General features: G+C 48.5%; 20 protein-coding genes and 1 pseudogene. 14 read left to right on the forward strand and 7 right to left on the reverse strand.

Features of this window, described 5'->3' with window-relative positions; translation table 11 throughout:
* Positions 1–127 precede the first annotated feature (127 nt).
* The 3 genes and pseudogenes from BRW63_RS16825 to BRW63_RS16835 all read left to right on the forward strand — a co-directional run.
* A pseudogene (locus BRW63_RS16825) lies at positions 128–676 on the forward strand (dTDP-glucose 4,6-dehydratase); the annotation flags it as partial.
* Positions 673–1092 carry a hypothetical protein gene (locus BRW63_RS16830; RefSeq protein WP_073073118.1) on the forward strand — a complete coding sequence of 140 codons (420 nt, stop codon included), beginning with the start codon at positions 673–675 and terminating at the stop codon, positions 1090–1092. The pseudogene BRW63_RS16825 and the gene BRW63_RS16830, both read left to right, overlap by 4 nt.
* Complete coding sequence (locus BRW63_RS16835) at positions 1089–1526, forward strand: hypothetical protein (RefSeq protein ID WP_073073120.1); 438 nt, start codon at positions 1089–1091, stop codon at positions 1524–1526. The genes BRW63_RS16830 and BRW63_RS16835 overlap by 4 nt, the downstream gene beginning before the upstream one ends.
* Before the next feature lie 42 nt (positions 1527–1568).
* On the opposite strand, the gene BRW63_RS16840 is transcribed toward BRW63_RS16835, so the two are convergent.
* Positions 1569–2231, reverse strand: a complete 663-nt coding sequence (locus BRW63_RS16840) for a hypothetical protein (protein WP_397428399.1) — start codon at positions 2229–2231, stop codon at positions 1569–1571.
* 412 nt (positions 2232–2643) lie between these two features.
* Between BRW63_RS16840 and BRW63_RS16845 the strand changes: the two genes are divergently transcribed.
* Together BRW63_RS16845 and BRW63_RS16850 are read left to right on the forward strand one after the other, a co-directional pair.
* A complete protein-coding gene (locus BRW63_RS16845) occupies positions 2644–3015 on the forward strand; it encodes a hypothetical protein (RefSeq protein ID WP_073073138.1) in 372 nt (123 codons plus the stop codon).
* Positions 3016–3215: 200 nt separating this feature from the next.
* Positions 3216–4091, forward strand: a complete 876-nt coding sequence (locus BRW63_RS16850; protein WP_073073140.1) for an S-methyl-5'-thioadenosine phosphorylase — start codon at positions 3216–3218, stop codon at positions 4089–4091.
* A 181-nt stretch (positions 4092–4272) separates the two neighbouring features.
* On the opposite strand, the gene BRW63_RS16855 is transcribed toward BRW63_RS16850, so the two are convergent.
* Positions 4273–6045 carry a DUF1565 domain-containing protein gene (locus tag BRW63_RS16855; protein ID WP_223257407.1) on the reverse strand — a complete coding sequence of 591 codons (1773 nt, stop codon included), beginning with the start codon at positions 6043–6045 and terminating at the stop codon, positions 4273–4275.
* 215 nt (positions 6046–6260) lie between these two features.
* Here BRW63_RS16855 and BRW63_RS16860 point away from each other — a divergent pair, with 215 nt between their 5' ends.
* Complete coding sequence (locus BRW63_RS16860; protein ID WP_073073144.1) at positions 6261–6584, forward strand: antibiotic biosynthesis monooxygenase family protein; 324 nt, start codon at positions 6261–6263, stop codon at positions 6582–6584.
* Between the two features lie 64 nt (positions 6585–6648).
* Positions 6649–7200 (forward strand): alpha/beta hydrolase, encoded by a 552-nt coding sequence (locus BRW63_RS16865; protein WP_073073145.1) that lies wholly within the window; start codon positions 6649–6651, stop codon positions 7198–7200.
* A gap of 48 nt (positions 7201–7248) precedes the next feature.
* Here BRW63_RS16865 and BRW63_RS16870 read toward each other — a convergent pair whose 3' ends face one another.
* The 3 genes from BRW63_RS16870 to BRW63_RS16880 all read right to left on the reverse strand — a co-directional run bounded on the left by BRW63_RS16870 (position 7249) and on the right by BRW63_RS16880 (position 8676).
* Positions 7249–7467 (reverse strand): hypothetical protein, encoded by a 219-nt coding sequence (locus tag BRW63_RS16870; RefSeq protein WP_073073147.1) that lies wholly within the window; start codon positions 7465–7467, stop codon positions 7249–7251.
* A gap of 207 nt (positions 7468–7674) precedes the next feature.
* Positions 7675–8364, reverse strand: coding sequence for a low-complexity tail membrane protein (locus tag BRW63_RS16875; RefSeq protein ID WP_073073149.1), 690 nt, complete (start codon positions 8362–8364; stop codon positions 7675–7677).
* Positions 8365–8448: 84 nt separating this feature from the next.
* Positions 8449–8676 (reverse strand): hypothetical protein, encoded by a 228-nt coding sequence (locus BRW63_RS16880; protein ID WP_073073151.1) that lies wholly within the window; start codon positions 8674–8676, stop codon positions 8449–8451.
* Positions 8677–8859: 183 nt separating this feature from the next.
* Between BRW63_RS16880 and thrC the strand changes: the two genes are divergently transcribed.
* Entirely contained in the window at positions 8860–9972 is a 1113-nt protein-coding gene (gene thrC / locus BRW63_RS16885) for a threonine synthase (protein ID WP_073073152.1), read from the forward strand.
* On the opposite strand, the gene BRW63_RS16890 is transcribed toward thrC, so the two are convergent.
* The gene (locus BRW63_RS16890) at positions 9969–10424 is read right to left on the reverse strand and encodes a hypothetical protein (protein WP_073073164.1); all 456 of its coding nucleotides are present in this window, start codon (positions 10422–10424) and stop codon (positions 9969–9971) included. The genes thrC and BRW63_RS16890 overlap by 4 nt on opposite strands.
* Before the next feature lie 269 nt (positions 10425–10693).
* Between BRW63_RS16890 and BRW63_RS16895 the strand changes: the two genes are divergently transcribed.
* Positions 10694–13087, forward strand: a complete 2394-nt coding sequence (locus tag BRW63_RS16895) for a VWD domain-containing protein (protein ID WP_073073166.1) — start codon at positions 10694–10696, stop codon at positions 13085–13087.
* Positions 13088–13134: 47 nt separating this feature from the next.
* Here the strand turns inward: BRW63_RS16895 and BRW63_RS16900 are convergent, their stop codons facing one another.
* Positions 13135–13473: a c-type cytochrome gene (locus BRW63_RS16900; RefSeq protein WP_073073168.1), complete on the reverse strand. Its 339-nt coding sequence runs from the start codon at positions 13471–13473 to the stop codon at positions 13135–13137.
* Positions 13474–13594: 121 nt separating this feature from the next.
* On the opposite strand from BRW63_RS16900, the gene BRW63_RS16905 reads away from it, so the two are divergent.
* The 5 genes from BRW63_RS16905 to BRW63_RS16925 all read left to right on the forward strand — a co-directional run bounded on the left by BRW63_RS16905 (position 13595) and on the right by BRW63_RS16925 (position 17759).
* Positions 13595–14092, forward strand: a complete 498-nt coding sequence (locus BRW63_RS16905) for a sterol desaturase family protein (RefSeq protein ID WP_073073170.1) — start codon at positions 13595–13597, stop codon at positions 14090–14092.
* Positions 14093–14228: 136 nt separating this feature from the next.
* Positions 14229–14546 (forward strand): Mpo1-like protein, encoded by a 318-nt coding sequence (locus tag BRW63_RS16910; protein ID WP_073073172.1) that lies wholly within the window; start codon positions 14229–14231, stop codon positions 14544–14546.
* Between the two features lie 33 nt (positions 14547–14579).
* Complete coding sequence (locus BRW63_RS16915) at positions 14580–15983, forward strand: amidohydrolase family protein (RefSeq protein ID WP_073073173.1); 1404 nt, start codon at positions 14580–14582, stop codon at positions 15981–15983.
* A 160-nt stretch (positions 15984–16143) separates the two neighbouring features.
* Positions 16144–16269 (forward strand): hypothetical protein, encoded by a 126-nt coding sequence (locus BRW63_RS29595; protein WP_262983547.1) that lies wholly within the window; start codon positions 16144–16146, stop codon positions 16267–16269.
* A gap of 200 nt (positions 16270–16469) precedes the next feature.
* Entirely contained in the window at positions 16470–17759 is a 1290-nt protein-coding gene (locus BRW63_RS16925; protein ID WP_244913220.1) for an FtsX-like permease family protein, read from the forward strand.
* Positions 17760–17873 lie beyond the last annotated feature (114 nt).

Below are 17873 nucleotides of genomic sequence, written 5' to 3' on the forward strand. Positions count from 1 at the left end.
CTGCAATGTCTGCCGCAATTGGGTAATCTGATGCATAGGGTTTCATATTGTGAACTCACTATTTGCATGAAACCCTTTCCTAACCCCCTTTTGCAAGCTTTTGTCCTGTACTTAGCGTGCCTACTACCATACCTATGGATTGCCCACTATCATTACCAATTGCTCCAATAATTACGGCCCTTACCACTTTCTAGAGAAGCTGATTCCCTTGATGTGCGTCAATATTCTCATGGGGAAGCCTCTACCAATCTATGGAGATGGGCAAAACATTCGAGATTGGCTCTATGTGTCCGATCACTGCCAAGCGCTAGATACTGTGATTCACCAAGGCAAGCTGGGCGAAACCTACAACATTGGCGGCAACAACGAAGTCAAAAATATTGATCTGGTTTACATGCTGTGCGATTTGATGGAAGAACTTGCGATCGACCTACCTGTGCGCCCTTGTCGTCAGTTGGCGACTTTCGTCAAAGACCGACCAGGGCACGATCGCCGCTACGCCATCGATGCTACCAAGATCAAAACTGAACTGAACTGGACTCCCCGTGAGACGATCGCGAGTGGGTTACGACAGACGGTTCAGTGGTATCTAGCTCACCCTGACTGGTGGCAATCGCTCCTCTCCCCGCAGTACCAAACGTACTATCAGCAGGTTTATATGAGTTTTAAGGCATGATTCAGTTCACGTTGCCTCGCCCACAAAAAGCGGTCTGGATTGTTTTTCTAATGTTGATTGCTCTGATCACAATTGGAGTGATCCGGGTAAACTCATTCAACAATCCACCCGTTCACCCAGAGTCCTCACGAGTTTTGGTGATTGCGAACCGCAATAGTCCCGTTTCTTTGCGAGTCGCTCAATACTACATGCAGCGTCGAGGGATTCCCACGACGAACTTTCTCACCCTAGAACTGTTTGACAGTAGCCAACAGCCAGTTTTTGAGTCGATCGAGTACCCGATCTATCAAAAACAGGTAGAGCGGCCCCTGCGGGAATTCTTGAACCGCAGGCACCTTAGCGATCAGATCCGCTATGTCGTGCTCACGAAAGGGGTTCCCCTGCGGGTTAAGAATGTCCCCCCCATCCATTTATGAATGGGGAAACGTTCATCCAACATCAGTCGCTCGATTCCACGATCGCGGCTCTTGACTACAAGACCTCAGCGATTGCCTTTAGAGACCTCGACTATAAAAAGATTTCTGGCAAGGAAGTCTTTGGGTTGCTGACCCCGAACCTTTACTGGCGGCAGACCTACCCTTTTGAGCATCGTCTGACGGGGGGCTATCTAGTGACTCGTTTGGATAGCTATCACGAGGCAGATGCTCGATCTTTGGTCGATCGGGCCCTGACTCCGCGCCCCTCACTCTCAGGAACTGTTCTGCTTGATGCTTTCCACGAGAATGAAAGTAGCGGTGAGCCGCAACTGGTGGATATTTTTGATCCTAAAGCTTGTACTCCGCAAATCGTCCCCAACTGCACTCCCCAAACGAGAGGGATGTGGGAGGCTTCTGGGCAAGATGTGATGTAGTAGCGCAAAGCACCGCCTTCAAAGCTGGCAGTGGCAACCTCGTCAAAGGTGAAGTGCGTGATGGTGCAGTCTCCAGTAAAGCGGAATGCAGATATACATGGGGTCAGCCCCGGCATCATACTTGCCCGCCGCGTCGTAATTCCACACGCGAAAGGTCTTCGGCGTTTGGGTAACTTCCTGCTTTTCGATCACTTCTCTGGCAAGACGGAGATTCAGCGGCACCGATCGCTCTCCCAACCCATAGACCGCTTCTTCAGCACGAAGCCGCGATCGATGCGTCCACCCGTCTCCTGGCTTCTCTGGCGGCAACTCTTCCCGCACCACGTTTCCTAAAGCATCCCGGACTGTGATCCGACCGTCAATCGCGATCGCAATCTTGAGTACTGGAGCGTCCTTCAAAAGACTCGTGACTGTCCAGCCCTCTGCCGTTTCTTTTAGGTGAGTTGCGACAGGTTCCCACTCTTGACGGGCGGTTCCTTCGGAGTTGCGCTTTGCGCTAAGCGCGTAAGGTACTGGCGGCAGCCCTGGCTTCCAATCCATCCGCACGAGATCGGGAGTCAGAAAGCAAAGATTGAGTTCTGCTTGTTCAAAGTAAAAGTGGGCACCATTGGCAGTTCCTTCGGAGTTGCGCTCTGCACTAATCGCTTCCGATTTCAGTAATTTTCCAGGGTGACTGAATGTTTCTGAAGGGGGTGGAACGTTGATCTGCCGCTCTACTTTTTCCTTCCAACGAGAGTAGCGAAATGCTTTGGGCGCATAGCTTAGTCAAAAAAACCTGGGCACTCGTAACCCTGACTCCAGAAATTGATCAGCAGCTAAAGCAGTATGAATGCGAAAATAACATCTTTATGCTTGGTAAAAAAATTACAGTGGAGGGTGGATTTTAGTAGAGTCAATCTTTTCCGTTCTGGCGTAGATAGCGATTAAGGCTCCTTTTCTAAAACCTCATACGTAGGATTAGATAACTCAGGAGGCGTTCATGATTGTACACCGTCAGCTTTGCTATGGGATCTTGAAAGGCTGGAATCAAGATCCTGCATATGTTTTTCATCCCAATAGAATCTCTGAGAAATCAGCATTCTTGTCCTCTTTGAATTAACCAAGAGGACAAAATATTATGGGAGTTAGGACGATCGTTCCTGGCTCGATTTCGTTCACCGTTGAGTTGCGCTGCTCAACCGAAAAACGGTATCGAGTCAGTGTCACTTTAGATTTGCAAGAGCGTTACATCTTTCTCTCGTCTGGCATTCTCCCGAATGTGAGCGATGAGATTGAAGAGTTTGTGTCACAACTGAGTGAGATTGCGTCCAATCAACTGGCATTGTTCAAATGGGATGGCACGAGTGATTTGACGACTGAATATCAAATTGTTCGAGTGTTGCTGGGATATCAAGTTGAACATTCTTTAGTGAAGTTCAACATTGCGATCGGGAATGGTTCACTGATTCAAGTGGAGGAATTGCACAACAAAATCACCATTCAACTGTAGGAAGTTGGACGTTAGGGAGCTGTCGCTAGATCTGGGTAGCGCCTCCCCTAATGACCCCTGTTTATTTAGGTTCAGGAACTGAGCAGCATTTCCGGTAGACGTTTCAGCACCCGCTTGAAGATTACGGTGTTCTAGATAGACCACTAGCAGCGAAACACAGTAGAATAAGCTCCGATCGACTCACTTCACCTTTCTCACTCATGTCTCAAGCAAAAATTGGCATTATCGGCGGCAGCGGACTCTATAAAATGGAGGCGCTGAAAGACGTAGAAGAGGTGCAGATTGAAACCCCATTTGGCTCACCATCAGACGCGCTGATTGTCGGAACGCTAGACAGAACGCGAGTCGCATTTTTAGCACGACACGGGCGAAATCACCATTTGCTACCGTCTGAGTTGCCATTTCGGGCAAATATTTATGCGATGAAAAGTTTGGGCGTAGAGTATCTGATTTCAGCCTCTGCGGTGGGTTCGCTTCAAGAAGAGGCGAAACCGTTAGATATGGTCGTGCCCGATCAGTTTATCGATCGCACTAAAAATCGCATCTCCACGTTTTTTGGCGATGGCATTGTGGCGCACGTTGCCTTTGGCGATCCGATTTGTCTCAATTTGGCGAAGGTGTTAGGCGATTCGGTTGAGAGTCTCAATCTCATAGATGTCGCCCTTCATCGAGGCGGCACTTATGTTTGCATGGAAGGCCCGGCATTTTCGACGAAGGCAGAATCACATTTGCATCGCAGTTGGGGCGCAACGATCATCGGCATGACCAATCTTCCAGAAGCAAAACTAGCGCGGGAAGCTGAAATTGCTTATGCGACTTTGGCGTTAGTCACAGATTATGATTGCTGGCATTGTGACCACGATAACGTAACAGTGGAGATGGTAATCGCGAATCTGCAACGCAATGCAGTCAACGCACAGAAAGTGATTCAGGAAACGGTGCGGCGGTTGAGTGAAAATCCGCCGACTTCTGAAGCTCATTCTGCACTGAAGTATGCAATTTTAACTCCAATGGATAAAGTTTCTGTTGCCGCTAAAGAACGGTTAGGTCTGTTGCTGAAGAAATATTTATACTAACCCGGCAACCATTGTGATTACCTTTGACCCTTACCCTAAATCCCTCTCCCAGAACGGGCGAGGGACTTTGAATCTGGCTCCCCTTCTTCTATTTTGGGAGCAGGGTGGTTTCATACAAGAAAAGAGTAGTACATTGGGGCAGAAACATTAAATATTTCTGCCCCAAAATAGATGGAAAGTTTCAAGGGTTGACGACTACCACGTAGGGCGAAGGCAGTGCTTGGGCTTTTCCAGCGTTGACCAACGCTTGATAGACAAACGCCGCGACTTCTGCTCGTGTGGCCTCCCGATTAGGATTCAATGCCCCGACAGTTGGGTAGTTGACGACTACTTTTCGGGTGGTTGCCGAGGCGATCGAGCCACTCGCATACGACGGAATCGCAGTTGCATCTTGATATCTCGACAGAACCGAAACATCTCCGTTGCCAAACTCTAAGCCATTTGCGATCGCCACCAGTGCCTGAACTCTGGGAATCTTTTGTTCTGGCTTAAAGGTGCCGCCAGGATAGCCCGCCATGAACCCACCCTGCGAGGCAGTTTGAATTGCGTCGAACCCCCAAAAGCTCTTGGCAACATCGGCAAAAGTCGTCCCCGCTCGGCGAGGTGTTGGGCTAAAAGCTTTGCTCACAATCACCGCAAACTGAGCACGAGTCACCGGATCGTTGGGCTTAAAGCTGCCATCTGGGAAGCCTGTAATTACCTTCTGGGCAGCCAAAGCTTGAATATAAGCCTGTGCCCAATGTCCCTGAACGTCAGCAAAGGTGCCGCTGCTGGCAACAAAGTCTACTTTTCCAAAAATGCGTTTAGGGTCGATGCTGTTGCCGATCGCAACCAGCGTGTTGTTACCCGTTGAGTTGTTGAGATCGAATTGTTTGTTATTGCGAATCGTGTTGTTTCCGGGAGTTTCAGCCGTGCCTAAGTCAGGTTGGGCCCCGATCGTGGCAACAACTCCATCGCGTTTGTTATCAGTAATCGAGTTGTTGCGAAGAATAGGACGAGCATTGTCATTGATGTAAATGCCATCCTGGTTTTGGCTGATTTGGTTGCCATCGACAAGGGGTGCAGAGGTGCCGCTGATCGCTAAACCAAACCCAGTGTCTATAAAGACGTTGCCTCGAATTTCACCCCGCGCTGCTTTTGCAACTGAGATGCCATCGCCTTCGTTTTTGGTGAAGAGGTTGTCGAGAATTTTAGGATTCGCGGTGCCTGTGACAAACACGCCTTCTCTGAGGCTCTTGGTAAAGGTGCTGTTGGCGATCGTCGGGTTGGTATCTTCAACCCAAATTCCCGTGCCGCGAGAGTTAGAATTTGTCACCGTCACGCCTCGAATCTCGCTGCTCTGAGCTGCCAAGATCGTCACATTTTGGGTGGCAAACGTCTTACTGTTATAGCCGCCGCTGCCCGTGATCTGAATGTTTTGCCCCTTGCCCACTTCGTCTCCGCGCAGCACCACACCCGCCTTCATTTTGACCGGAAACGTTTCGCCAGTTTCCTTACTATAGGTTCCGGGAGCGAGTTGCACGATCGTGCCTGCCGTCGCTTGTTGAAGGGCAAAAGCGATCGTCCGATAAGGGGCATCGGCTCGTCCGGCATCTGAGCGATCGTTCCCCGACGTTGGATTCACGTAAACAATGCCGCTGGCAGTCGGCACTTGCGGAATCTGCCCTGGAATAACATTCGGCTGAGTTGGCAATGGAATAACGCTAGGGTTCGGTACCGGAGTGACAACGTTTGGGTCTGGCACCGGAGTGACAACACTTGGCTGCCTGGGCCCAGACTGAGGAGTCTCAGGAGTCACCACGGGAACCACTACATCATTATTTGGCTGAGTCGGAACCGACTGAGCAAGCAGGATTCCACTCCCGCTCATCAACATGAGAGTGGCTAACCCTGAAGAGGCAAAACGAGTTTTGAAATGAGAAACCGAGTTCTTTTGAATACCGTGGCGTGACATATTGGTGTGGTGTGTAAGAGTTAATTGATAAATCGGGACGCTTAATCGGTCAGAATTCTGACTCAATCTCAGATATCAGCAATGACGATAGCATCTAAATCTCGATTTACAACTGAAGGAAATGACAAACCTAGATGAGTCTAAGTTCCCTGTAGCGCGGTTTAATGAAGTAAGACTCCTCAACCCAGCTAATTTTCATAGAGGCGACAAGAGCCATGACAGATTTTCAGGATTTTCTCATTCACAAATGTGCCCAGGTCGCGATCGGAGAGTTTAAACCGGGCACGTTTGAAGCAGCGCAGCAACTTTATCAAGAAGCCGTTGCCATGTATGCAGAAGGTTTTCTAGGTGCTTATCTGCTGCGGGAGAAAGACACCGATCGCGGCATTTCTGTGATTTTTTGGGAGAGCGAGGCACTGATGGAAGCCAACAGCAGCGAGGCCCATCAAGCTATTCTCAAGAAGATGACTCCGTTGTTTTCGGCAGTGCCAATGATCAACGCCTATGAGATTGTGAGCGAAATTCTGCCTAAAGAATGATAAAATGGGAGAACCTATTGCAGTGCGCTAACGTCGAGGAAGTCATCCTCATTTAACTAAGCGTATGAAATTACAAGGTTTATCTTTTCGTCTTTTGCTGGCTTTAGGAGTGGCAACAGGTGCTATTGTCGTGAGTCCCTCTGCTTTTGCGGCTCAACAAGTGATTTTGAAATATGGCATTTTGCGAGAATCTGTTTCAGTCAGCGACTTGACAACCTTTGCTGAAACGGGAAACACATCGCCTGCCCTGCAAGCTCATTTGAAACTCTCCCGTCAAAAACCAGAAGCGGTGCGGCAAACGCTCACGAAAGAGATCCGCATTAATCCGATCGTGCTTGATCGAGTGATGAACAGTCCGATCGGAAATGTCCTCCTCGATCCGCTCAGTCAAGCCATCCGAACCCCAACCGGAGGTGCTGATCGTCAAGCGCTTCGAGGTGCTCTTGCGCTTTCTGCTAGCGGAGATGGCAAACTTTCGGTTTTAGAAATCGTGCAGAAATATCCGACTCAAGAGGTTTTAGTTGATGGCGATCGCATTGTGGATGCCTATCGTCGCTTGAGTGATCTCGTCGATCGCATCAAAGGCCCTCTCGGCAGCATTCTTCTTAAAAGATAACCCCCTAAAAAGGGGGCACTACCGAGAGGAGGATTTGAGCCTTGACTTTTAGTAAGCCAGGGTTTCTAGCGTCTCGCGCAAGTAGGTATGAACCAGCGTATCAAGACTGATATCTGCCAGGCGCTTGTCTACTTCTCGCTCAATCTTCCAGCCTTTAAAGCCTGAACTCTCGGCGATCGCTCGCTTGAGACTATCCCAAACTTGAGTCTCGTAAGCTAGAGGGTGAGCATTATCTTCAGAGGGTGAAGACGCGTTGAAGTTAGACATGGCAGACCTTTGTGAGAGAGCATCAAAAATTTGTAGCGTTGAAGCGGTTTCGCTTTAGGAAAAACTTAATTTTGGGAAGCCAAATTCTTATCAGAGCCTATCTACAAGATAGCTTAATGAGCATTGTTGTCTGTAATTTTGACAACATTTCTACTCGGTTGAGATATAAAAAATTCTATCGTAATAACAGAAAGCGCTCACGATCGTTCATAAAATATCCGCCGAATCATCTGCATCGGGAGTCGAGAAGTCAGTGACCGAATTTAAGGGGTCTGCCCCGATCGACGCTGTCGGTGCCGCCGCTATTTCATCAGGCAGCAGGGGCAGCACAATTTGGTTAACTTTCAACCCCAAGACTGAGAAAGCTGGCAGAATTTGCTCAACGGCAAACGGTTGGGCAACCGCAAACTCTTGATCACTTGCCAGAAGCACTCGACCCACACTCAGCGGAACTTGTAGAAACAGATTGCTGGCAAGAAATGCGATCGCTGCCACTCCTAACCCCAGCCCTCGCACTGGAAATGGTGTGACATCAGCCGCGATCGGCGCAATCAAATAAATCTGCCATAAAAGCACCCACATCACTAACGCTCCTAGCCCAATCCAGACTGGGCTGCGGCGAGACTTAAAGAGCGTCAAAATTCGGCGCTGATCGTCGGTCAACCGCTCAGGTTTGACCGCAACAGCAACTAGACTAAAAATATAGAAAGGTTTCTGCCACTGCATCCAAACAATCGGGGCGATGCCGACGATCGCAATTAGCCCTAACTCTAACCAGACGGGCAACAGTGGGTCACCCACCGCCAACCCCAATAGGCAAACCACCAACCCCAAGGGAACGGCTGCCACACCCGCCGCATGAATCCAAAGATAGGGATCAGACCAGAAAGTCCGCATAACTCACACCTACTTAAACGCATCCCTCATTTTAGAAGGTGTGGGGGCATGAGGCGTGAGTTATCGAGAGAAAAGGCTGATGGACTAGCCGATTTCCTGTTCTCGCTGTTGCTTAAGAGTCTGTAGCTGATGCAGTAAGGACTCAGTTTCAGCGTGAAGATTGAGAAACTTTGCTTGCTGATCGGCTTGATAGAGTGCCTTCATCTTTTCGAGCGATCGGGCCCACTCTTGATCTGAGAGCGCAGAAGGCTCTTGGCGCTGCTCACACACTGCTGTATTGCTAAACTGATGATTTGAATTCGTCGTTGTCATAGGTCTTAGGAATTTGTACTTACTCACACCGAAAATTATCTTAACCTAAACTTTACACGACTTTGTATCGAAGTGTTCTGTTTTATGACTGGCAGAAAGTTCTCTAAGTTCCTTTAAGAGACAGGGCACTCTGACCCTCTGTAGTAGACTAGGATCTACTATTGCATTCAACGATTCAACCCTGTGACTTTAAGTCTGTCTGTTCAAGATGACTCGCTTCACGAGGCTATGCCCAAAGTTCAAAACTGGCGCGGCTTGATTGAGGGCTATCGGCGCTATCTTCCCGTCACCGATAAAACGCCCGTGATCACGCTGCACGAGGGCAATACGCCCTTGATTCCGGCACCTGCGATCGCGGCTCAGATCGGTCGGCAGGTGAAAGTGTTTGTGAAATACGACGGTCTGAATCCGACAGGCAGCTTTAAAGATCGCGGCATGACAATGGCGATTTCTAAAGCCAAAGAAGCCGGGGCAGAAGCTGTGATTTGTGCCAGTACGGGCAACACGTCTGCCGCCGCTGCTGCCTATGCGCGTCGTGGAGGAATGCGGGCGTTTGTGCTGATCCCCGATGGCTACGTAGCACTCGGAAAGCTGGCTCAAGCGTTGCTCTATGGGGCGGAAGTCTTGGCAATTCATGGAAACTTCGATCGTGCTCTAGAAATCGTGCGTGAGATGTCACAAAATTACCCGGTGACGTTGGTCAATTCGCTCAATCCCTATCGGCTTGAAGGTCAAAAAACGGCTGCTTTTGAAGTGGTTGACGTGTTGGGCGACGCGCCTGATTGGCTGTGCATTCCAGTTGGCAATGCTGGAAACATTAGTGCTTATTGGATGGGCTTTTGCCAATATCATCAAGAAGGACGCTGCACCCGGCTTCCGAAGATGATGGGTTTTCAGGCAGCAGGCTCGGCTCCTTTGATCAGTGGTCATATCATCAGTCACCCCGAAACGATCGCCACCGCTATTCGCATCGGCAACCCCGCCAATTGGCAAAAAGCTCTAGCGGTTCAGGAGTCGAGCCAGGGCGAATTTAATGCCGTCACCGATGAAGAGATTTTAGACGCATATCGTCTGCTGGCTTCTGGAGAAGGAATCTTTTGCGAACCTGCTAGCGCTGCCTCCGTCGCTGGGCTGCTTAAGGTCAAGGATCGAGTGCCGACTGGGGCAACGGTGGTCTGTGTCTTAACGGGTAATGGACTGAAAGATCCTGACACTGCGATCAAACACAGTCAAAATCAATTTAAACAAGGCATTTCACCAGACTTAGAAGCCGTTGCGAAAGCGATGGGATTTTAACTTTCGCCCTTTTGTTCTCTGACTTTAGTCAGTAAATCCACCGTATCGCCTAGTGCAGTGGTCAGGTTTTTGCGGGTTTGCGCGTGGTCGGCTTGCTCGGCTTTGAGATCTTGAGCGAGGCGATCGTGTTCTGTCCAAAGTTCAAACAGTCTGGCTTTGAGTTCGTCAACGGTGGTCAGATTCTCGATCGAGCGCTCGATCGTGGATTGCGTGTTCGATCGGTCTGATGAAGCTTGAGGAAGAATTTGAAGTTGGGCAATTTCGGACTTGAGATCGGCGATCGTTTGTCGGGTCAACATTGCTTCTGTGCGTCGCTGCTGGGCTTCTGTCTCATAGAGCTTTCGCCAATTGTCAGCGCTAGCGTTTGCGGCTTCCTGCGCTTCTTGCGCTGCTTGTAACGTTTGTTTGAGGTCTTTAATCTCGTTGAGCCACTGCACAACCTGGTCAGCCATTTTTCTACGCCTCTGTTGAATTTAAATGAGGTTCGCTGCAAAGATCGTACTTCACACTCTATGCGACGCTCACCCCTAAAACTCATATCGTGTATCTTTTACCAAGTAAAGCTTTCAGCGCTAAATATTTGAATGTGACCCTTAAAGGAGAGGCGCGGGGTTTAGGAAAGTATTTAAAGCTTGTGAGAAGACCCGTAGAATCACTGGACTAAAGCTGAAGCGGTTTTGTATTCTCTTGGAGAAATTACTTATCCTATGAGAGCTTCAGTATGCGATCGCTCCGGTTTATTTTTATTACTCTCATTACTTTTCTATTTATCACCAGTGCTGTTTTTTGGCGGAAGGCGATCGCGATTCTTCTCAGTGGCATTAATAAAGTGGGCAGATTCATGTGCGGAGTTAGATTTTGGTTGCTAGGTATTGTTAGCTTCATCATTGCTACAACTGCAACTGTCTTTGTTTCAGGCTCATTTTTAAATCGTCTCCTCTTAGCTGCGTCGTGTACAGTTTTCAGCTTTAACTCTACTTTCTGCACTCCAAATTTAGGGGTGGAGTCCGATCGTGCAACAGCGACGATTACTTCTACTCTCAAGGAAGTACGAGATATTGACAGTAATTTATCGACGCACAAACCAGTCAAAATCGAAGAATCAAGAGGGTTTACTGGTTCTACTTTGGCTTTCAAACCTGATAAAGACAATGAGGGACATCGTGAAATAACGAAACTTGCAACTAATGGAATATGGGTTTCTCCGAGAGATAAAAAGGTGCTGGTTGACGAGGATGGAACAGATCTCCAGTTTACTGAAGATGCCCAAAAGGAAATTTACCAAGCTAATAGGGGTGTAGATTTAGATCCAGGTATGTTTGGTTTGAATCCTTCTGAAGATTTTGGTATACCTGAAAATCATTTTGATAACGACCTATTTCCAGCAGCATCAGCGCGGCTTAAAACTTTAAAGTCTGAAGTTGTTGAAGCATTAAAGCCAATTAGGAAGGACTCCACTGAAGAAGATAAAAAAGCCATAGGAAAAGAAGCTCGTAGAAATCTTGGACAAGCTTTACATACTTTGCAGGATTTTTACGCTCACAGCAATTGGGTAGAGTTGGGCAAGACTGAAATCAATGAGGATTTAGGTAGAGAAGTTATTTGTGATGGAGCAGATAAGCACACTCCTCCTTGTAGTAAACCCGCCGATCCAAACAAAAAAGATGATGGTAAGCCTAATGGCGATCCAACTGCTACTATTAAAAAAAAGATATGCATCTTTCGTGTTTGCAGACAAGAATACGATCCGGGAACCCTCGATCCCAATCTTAAAAAACTTACATCTGGGTACTTCGATAGCATTATCAGTCCTTGCGTCGCGCCGCCAGGTAAAGTACGACACGGGTTCTCTTTGGCAGATTCTGTTAACCCTTTCGACTGTCCTAACGGCCTTAACAAAGATGAAAAAGATCGCCCTGGATACAAGATGGCAGCTTCTCTCGCAGAAAAAGCTAGCAGAGACTATATAAACCAGATTATTTTTGAGGATCAAGATTATCCAAATAGCCCAAACATCAGCGGAAATATACCCGCAATCAAAGCTCTAATGGGCATTTATGAAGACCCGTGTAAATCTGAAAGCAATCAAAACCGTGAAGAGTGCAAACTGAAAGAGGGAAAAACTTACGGCGACCCGCATATCGCTACCTTCGATGGGATGAGATACAGCTTTCAAACAGTGGGAGAATTTATCCTGTCAAAGTCTAGCAATGGTTCCTTTGAAGTTCAAACACGTCAAGCACCTGTCAAGCCTTCGCTTTCACTCAACAGCGCTGTAGCAATGAAAGTGGGGAATAGCCGAGTTGCCTTATATTCAAAAGATTTTCCTGATGCAGATACCAGCACTCCGCTGCGAATTAATGGCAAGCCAACGACCATTGAAGGCGACAAACTAGCTCTGCCAAACGGTAGCGAGATTTTGAAACAAGGCAATAATTATGTGGTTAACTTTTCCACAGGTGAGAAGGTTGTCGTTAGCTCAATTAGTACTGGGGGCAATTCATACTTCAACGTTTCACCCTTCGTTTACAACCGTGCAGGAAAATATAGTGGCTTGCTCGGAAACGTCAATGGTAATCCTAACGATGACCAAAGGGTTCGCGGCAAAGAAAACTCTTTGGACTCCAAGTCAACTTATGGTGATGTGAAGCAAGTCTTAAGCTTCGCTGGTTTGAGAATTCCAGGGGCGCTGAGTGGAGCCGAAAAGCTTTACTTCGACCAACTTTATAAGGAGTTTGGCAATAGCTGGCGCGTTAAACAAGAAGAATCCTTGTTTGATTACCCGGCAGGCAAAACCACCAAGAATTATGTTGATCCTGCTTTTCCAGACAAGTACTTGACGCTCAATATGTTGTCTGCCGACCAGATCCAGAAGGCGCAGAATGCTTGCACAGAGGCAAATGTCACTCAAGATTTGATGGAAGGCTGCATTTTTGATGTCGGCTTCTCCGGCTTCTCTGAGTTTGCTCGTGCTACAGCAGAAATCAACGGCTATGTCGGTATCGTCAATCAACTGTTCCCTCGTTTAAACATCCCGACACCAGAACAGGCTGTCGATCGCGTCATCGAAAAGATTAAACCCAAAGTTTGCTTACCGTTTGTCGGTTGCCTTTAGTGCGATCGCCTCCATCTTGTAGATGAGCATTTACTGCAAGACAAAGCCTACTTCCATCCTTTCTTTGCCCGATCGAGTACATAAGCTGACACGTCTTGAATCTGAGCCTGGTTGAGACGGTCTTTGTAAGGAGACATATTATTTTTGCCGTTGGTGACAATGCCAGCGATCGCCGCCTCGGTTGCATAGCCGTTTTGCTGGAGTGCTTTCAGCTTCAGGGTTTTGCCGCGTCGCACAATGTTACCGCCGTTAGCATGGCATCCCGCACACTGCACCTCAAATAGTTTGGCACCACTCGTCAAGTCTGCGGCAAGAGCCGGGAGGGTTAATGAACTGATCAAAAAGACGATCGCGCTCCATCCAATTATCAATAATCGCTGAATCATTTTCGTTTGAATTAAAAGTGTCTGTGGTCTCGATCGTGGCATCTTTTTCTCGCCTTGTGCCCTATTGCCCTGATTAAAGACAATGGCACAATACTAAGAAGATCTTCAAGGAGCGAGTGCGGTGCTAGTAAATGTAGGAGTGGGTATCGTTTGTTTTACGATCGCGTTTGTGTTGGCAAGCTTAGTCGAATATTGGCTGCATCGCTTGATGCACGTCTCGCCCAAAATTGGTGAACGACACCGCGATCACCATCGTCGCAATGAAGCACAGGGCGTGCTGTGGGAGTTCCGCGACTATGTGAGAGGGACGTTTATCGTCCTATGTTTGATGTTTTTTCACTCGCGGTCAGCAGGGATAGGCTGGTTTTTGGGCGGTTTTATCTACGCGGCTTTTTCGTCTTATGCTCACCAGCTACAGCACGAAAATCCGACCAAGTGCTTTTGGATGAAGATGCCCGTCCACTATGTTCACCACAAATATGGCATGTGGCATCACAATTTTGGACTCGCCGTAGACTGGTGGGATCATGCGTTTGGCACCTATAAGCAGGTTGACTGGCTAACTGACGAAGAGTTAAGTCAACCTGAAAAAAGCTATTGGCAACTGCGCTGGTTTTGAGTCAAAAACTCTGAACTTCAGGCAATTCTCAAAAAAATCGTTACCAATTCCAAAAACTTTCGATCGCTCCCCCGTCTCCTGAATTTCTCTGTGCTATCGTTCCAAAATCCCATTAGAAAGAACGGGGAGAAGCGCTATGAGCTACCTCCAAGATGCAAAGGCGCACTTTGTCGCCTCTCATCAAAACCCAATCAACCAGGCGTTACACCACTTAACAAATCTGTTGGCGATCGCTGCGGTCATTTACTTGTTTTATGACTGGCGCATGACACTCGTTTGTCTATTGCTGACTCAAGTGTTTGCCCTGGGTGGACACGCTGTTTTCGAGAAAAACGAACCTGCTTTCGTCAAATATCCCGGCATTACCATTTTGGTTTCTCTCGCCTGGTCGTTTGAGCATTGGTTTGGTCTACGCCAGCTTTGGCAGCATTTCAAACCCAAAGCAACCGCCTAACTCGTTACAAAAATCTACACTACGGGGAACTTCATGTATCAAGATTTGCTAGTTATCGACGCAGATGCTCACAAGATCGAGAATCCGCTCGTGATTCGAGACTACATCGAGCCACAATATCGCGATCGCCTCAGTCTAATCGTCGATAGCTTGGGTGATCAACGAATGCGAGTCATCGACTTTAACCCCGCAACTGGCAAGAATGACTTAGAAAGACTCTATCCTCAACCTCAAGGTTTAGGCAAAGGTGGCTTTCGCAGCCTTCACCCAGAAACCACGCTGGGAGCCATGTTTAACCAGGTGCGGATCGAACACATGGATCGGGAGGGCATCGACGTGCAGGTGATTTACGGCACTTGGACTTTGAGCTATTCGTCTTATTTAGACAAAGACATGGCGATCGCCCTCTGTCGCGCCTACAACAATTATATGGCTGACGATTGCCGGGGCTATGACAACCGCCTCAAGCCGATCGGCGTTTTGCCCATGCAAGATGTCAACGAAGCCATCAAAGAGATGCGTCGCTGCGTCAATGAGCTGGGCATGATCGGCGTTTCGATCGCACCCAACATTGCGATTCCGCACCCCAAAGCGCCTGACGCATTCCCCGAAATTCGCACTTGCAAAACTCTTAGCCATCCTGATTTTGAGCCACTTCTGCAAGCGGCTGTTGATTTGGATGTCTCGATCGGCATTCATGGCGGGCCGGGTTCTTACATGATTGGCGGCATCGCTGACCACATGGAGACGTTTGTCCTCAGCCATATTTTTGTACAGCGTAATCAACAGCAGATGGCACTGGCTCGGATGGTGTTTGATGGTGTGTTTGAGCGCTTCCCCACTTTGCGAGTCGGCTTTCTAGAAGGGGGTTGTGGCTGGTTGCCTGACCTCGCCCACGCCTTCCACGAACATTGGGAAAAGCGCATTCGTGACTTTGATCCCAAGAATCCCTATCGCCCTTCGCTAATGGAATTCACGAAGCTGATGATTCAAGAGCGAGGCGTTCACAACAACAGCAACATCATCAGCCAAGCAAAAAATTTGTTCGATCTGCTGTGGACAAAGCAGCATGACCCAACGCAAATCGACGACTCTAGCCTATACGAACACTACGATCTGCGTCACCGTGACCCAATGGAATATTTTGGACGCGGGCAGATTTTCACCTCCTTTGAATCGGATGATCCCGCCCCGGCTTACCTGCCGATCGCGATGGGTGAAATGGGCAAACACCTGACCTGCTTCTCTGGTGACTACGGTCATTGGGATGGTGTTTTGAAGGATTGTGTCAAGTCTGCCGCCGAAGTCGCCGACTACGATCGTGAGCATCTCAACCTACTGCTCAACGGCAATGCGTTGGCGCTGTATGGCGATCGCTTAAGTCGATCGTTGCCCGAAAACCTGTCAGCTTCAACGCTGGTTGGAACACGAGGTTAGAATTTGTCGAGTGAAATCTGGCAGATTCTGTAGGGGCGCACCACTGTACTCTTACGGGATCTGCCCAGCCACGGGTCGATTTCAAAAGGGTAGTTTGAAGAGTGAGGGCAAAAAGTTGCCGTACAATTGGTATGCCTACCTAAACAAGTTGTGGTTTGCAATGAGTGATAAAGAAGCAGTGCTTGAACTTGTAAAGCGGTTACCTGCGACAGTCTTTTTGCACGAAATGCTGAGAGAGATTGAGTTTATTGCGGCGGTTAAAGAGGACTTGGATGAAATCGATTAGGGTCAGGGCATCTCTATTGAGTCCGTCGAGCAAATGATGGCAACATGGACTACCCCGTAACATCGTCTCCCAAGATGGTTGGAGATTTAGAGACAATATTGATCGCTACAGCAGACAGTTCAGATAGTGTCCTTGGTTAGGAACGGATGGAACACGAGGGCGGTCATTCTGCATAGACTAGAGAAATGTAACGTGTAAGTGTGACTAGAACTACCCTCCCGCGTCCCCCCCTTCTGCCGATGGCCTCGATCGCCCGCAAAAACCTCTTTGAAGACATTCCTCGCTTTCTCGTCGCGCAAGCTGGCATCATGTTTGCCGTCAGCCTGGTGACGATTCAAGTCGGCATTCTTAAAGGGTTCACTCGATCGACGGCGCTTTTAATTGATCAATCTACCGCCGATCTGTGGGTTGCCTCTAAAGACATGGTGCATCTAGAGTTGACAAGCCCGATCGCGGCTGAAAAAGTCGTCCAGGCTCAACAAGTCTCAGGGGTGGAGCGGGCAGAAGCGCTGATGATTCGATCGAGCATTTGGCGCAGCGATTCTGGACTGATTACCCCAGTCAGAATTTTTGGCTTTGACCCTAACAGTCGCCTTTTTGCAGGTTGGGATGTTAGCCAGGGCAAACTCAATGCCGTTAAACAACCCTTTAAAGTCGTCGTCGATCGCTCTAGCTTAAAAAATTTAGGGCAGACGCAAATCGGTGAGCAAGGCAAAATCGGGACGCTCCCGGCGCAAATTGTGGGGTTGTCTCAAGATACGCAGTCGATCGTGTCTAGCTTGTTTATCTTCACGTCGCTAGAAAACGCTAACGCCTATGCCACTGCCGGGTTAAACACCTCAGTCAACTGCACCCGGAAAACCCAAGGCAATCTCGTTTGCACCAACAATTTTGACAATGCTCCCTTAGATGGCAAACCTGCTTCTCTCACCCCTCCTCGCAGTCTCAGCATTTCTGACCCCATATCCTATGTGTTAATCCGGGCAAAGCCGGGGCAAGACTTGCAGCAATTAAAACAGCGCTTAGAGGCGGCTCTGCCTGACACTCGCGCCTACACTCAAGCCGAACTTGCCGAGCAAACTCAGGTCTATTGGTCAGAGCGAACCGGAGTCGGCTTTATTCTCAGCTTGGGAGCAACCGTGGGATTTGTGGTTGGCATGGTGATTGTGGGTCAAATTCTCTACTCTTCAGTGGCCGACCACCTGCGCGAGTTTGGAACTCTTAAAGCGATGGGTGCGTCAAATTGGGTTATCTACAGCGTCATTTTAGAGCAAGCGATGTGGATGGCAGTTTTAGGATATATTCCCAGCATGGCCTTTTGTCTCGGACTTGGAGCCTGGACACAGACCGCCAAGGGCATCATGATCCTAATTACTCCCGCCACGGCAGGGGGGGTTTTGATTTTAACGGTGGTGATGTGCGTAGGGTCTGCCCTCTTTGCAGTGCAGAAAGTTACACGCGTCGATCCGGCTATCGTTTTCAAAGCTTAGGGTAAGCTGTAAAATCTCGTAATCCTTGCGAGGCGAGACGTTAGCGATCGTTAAAGTTCAATCCTTTTGCTGATGGGAACTCAGGGAGTCTAGGTAGACTAGATATATAAAGTG

It is taken from the genome of Phormidesmis priestleyi ULC007, from assembly GCF_001895925.1.
GTDB classification, from domain to species: Bacteria; Cyanobacteriota; Cyanobacteriia; order Leptolyngbyales; family Leptolyngbyaceae; genus Phormidesmis_A; species Phormidesmis_A priestleyi_A.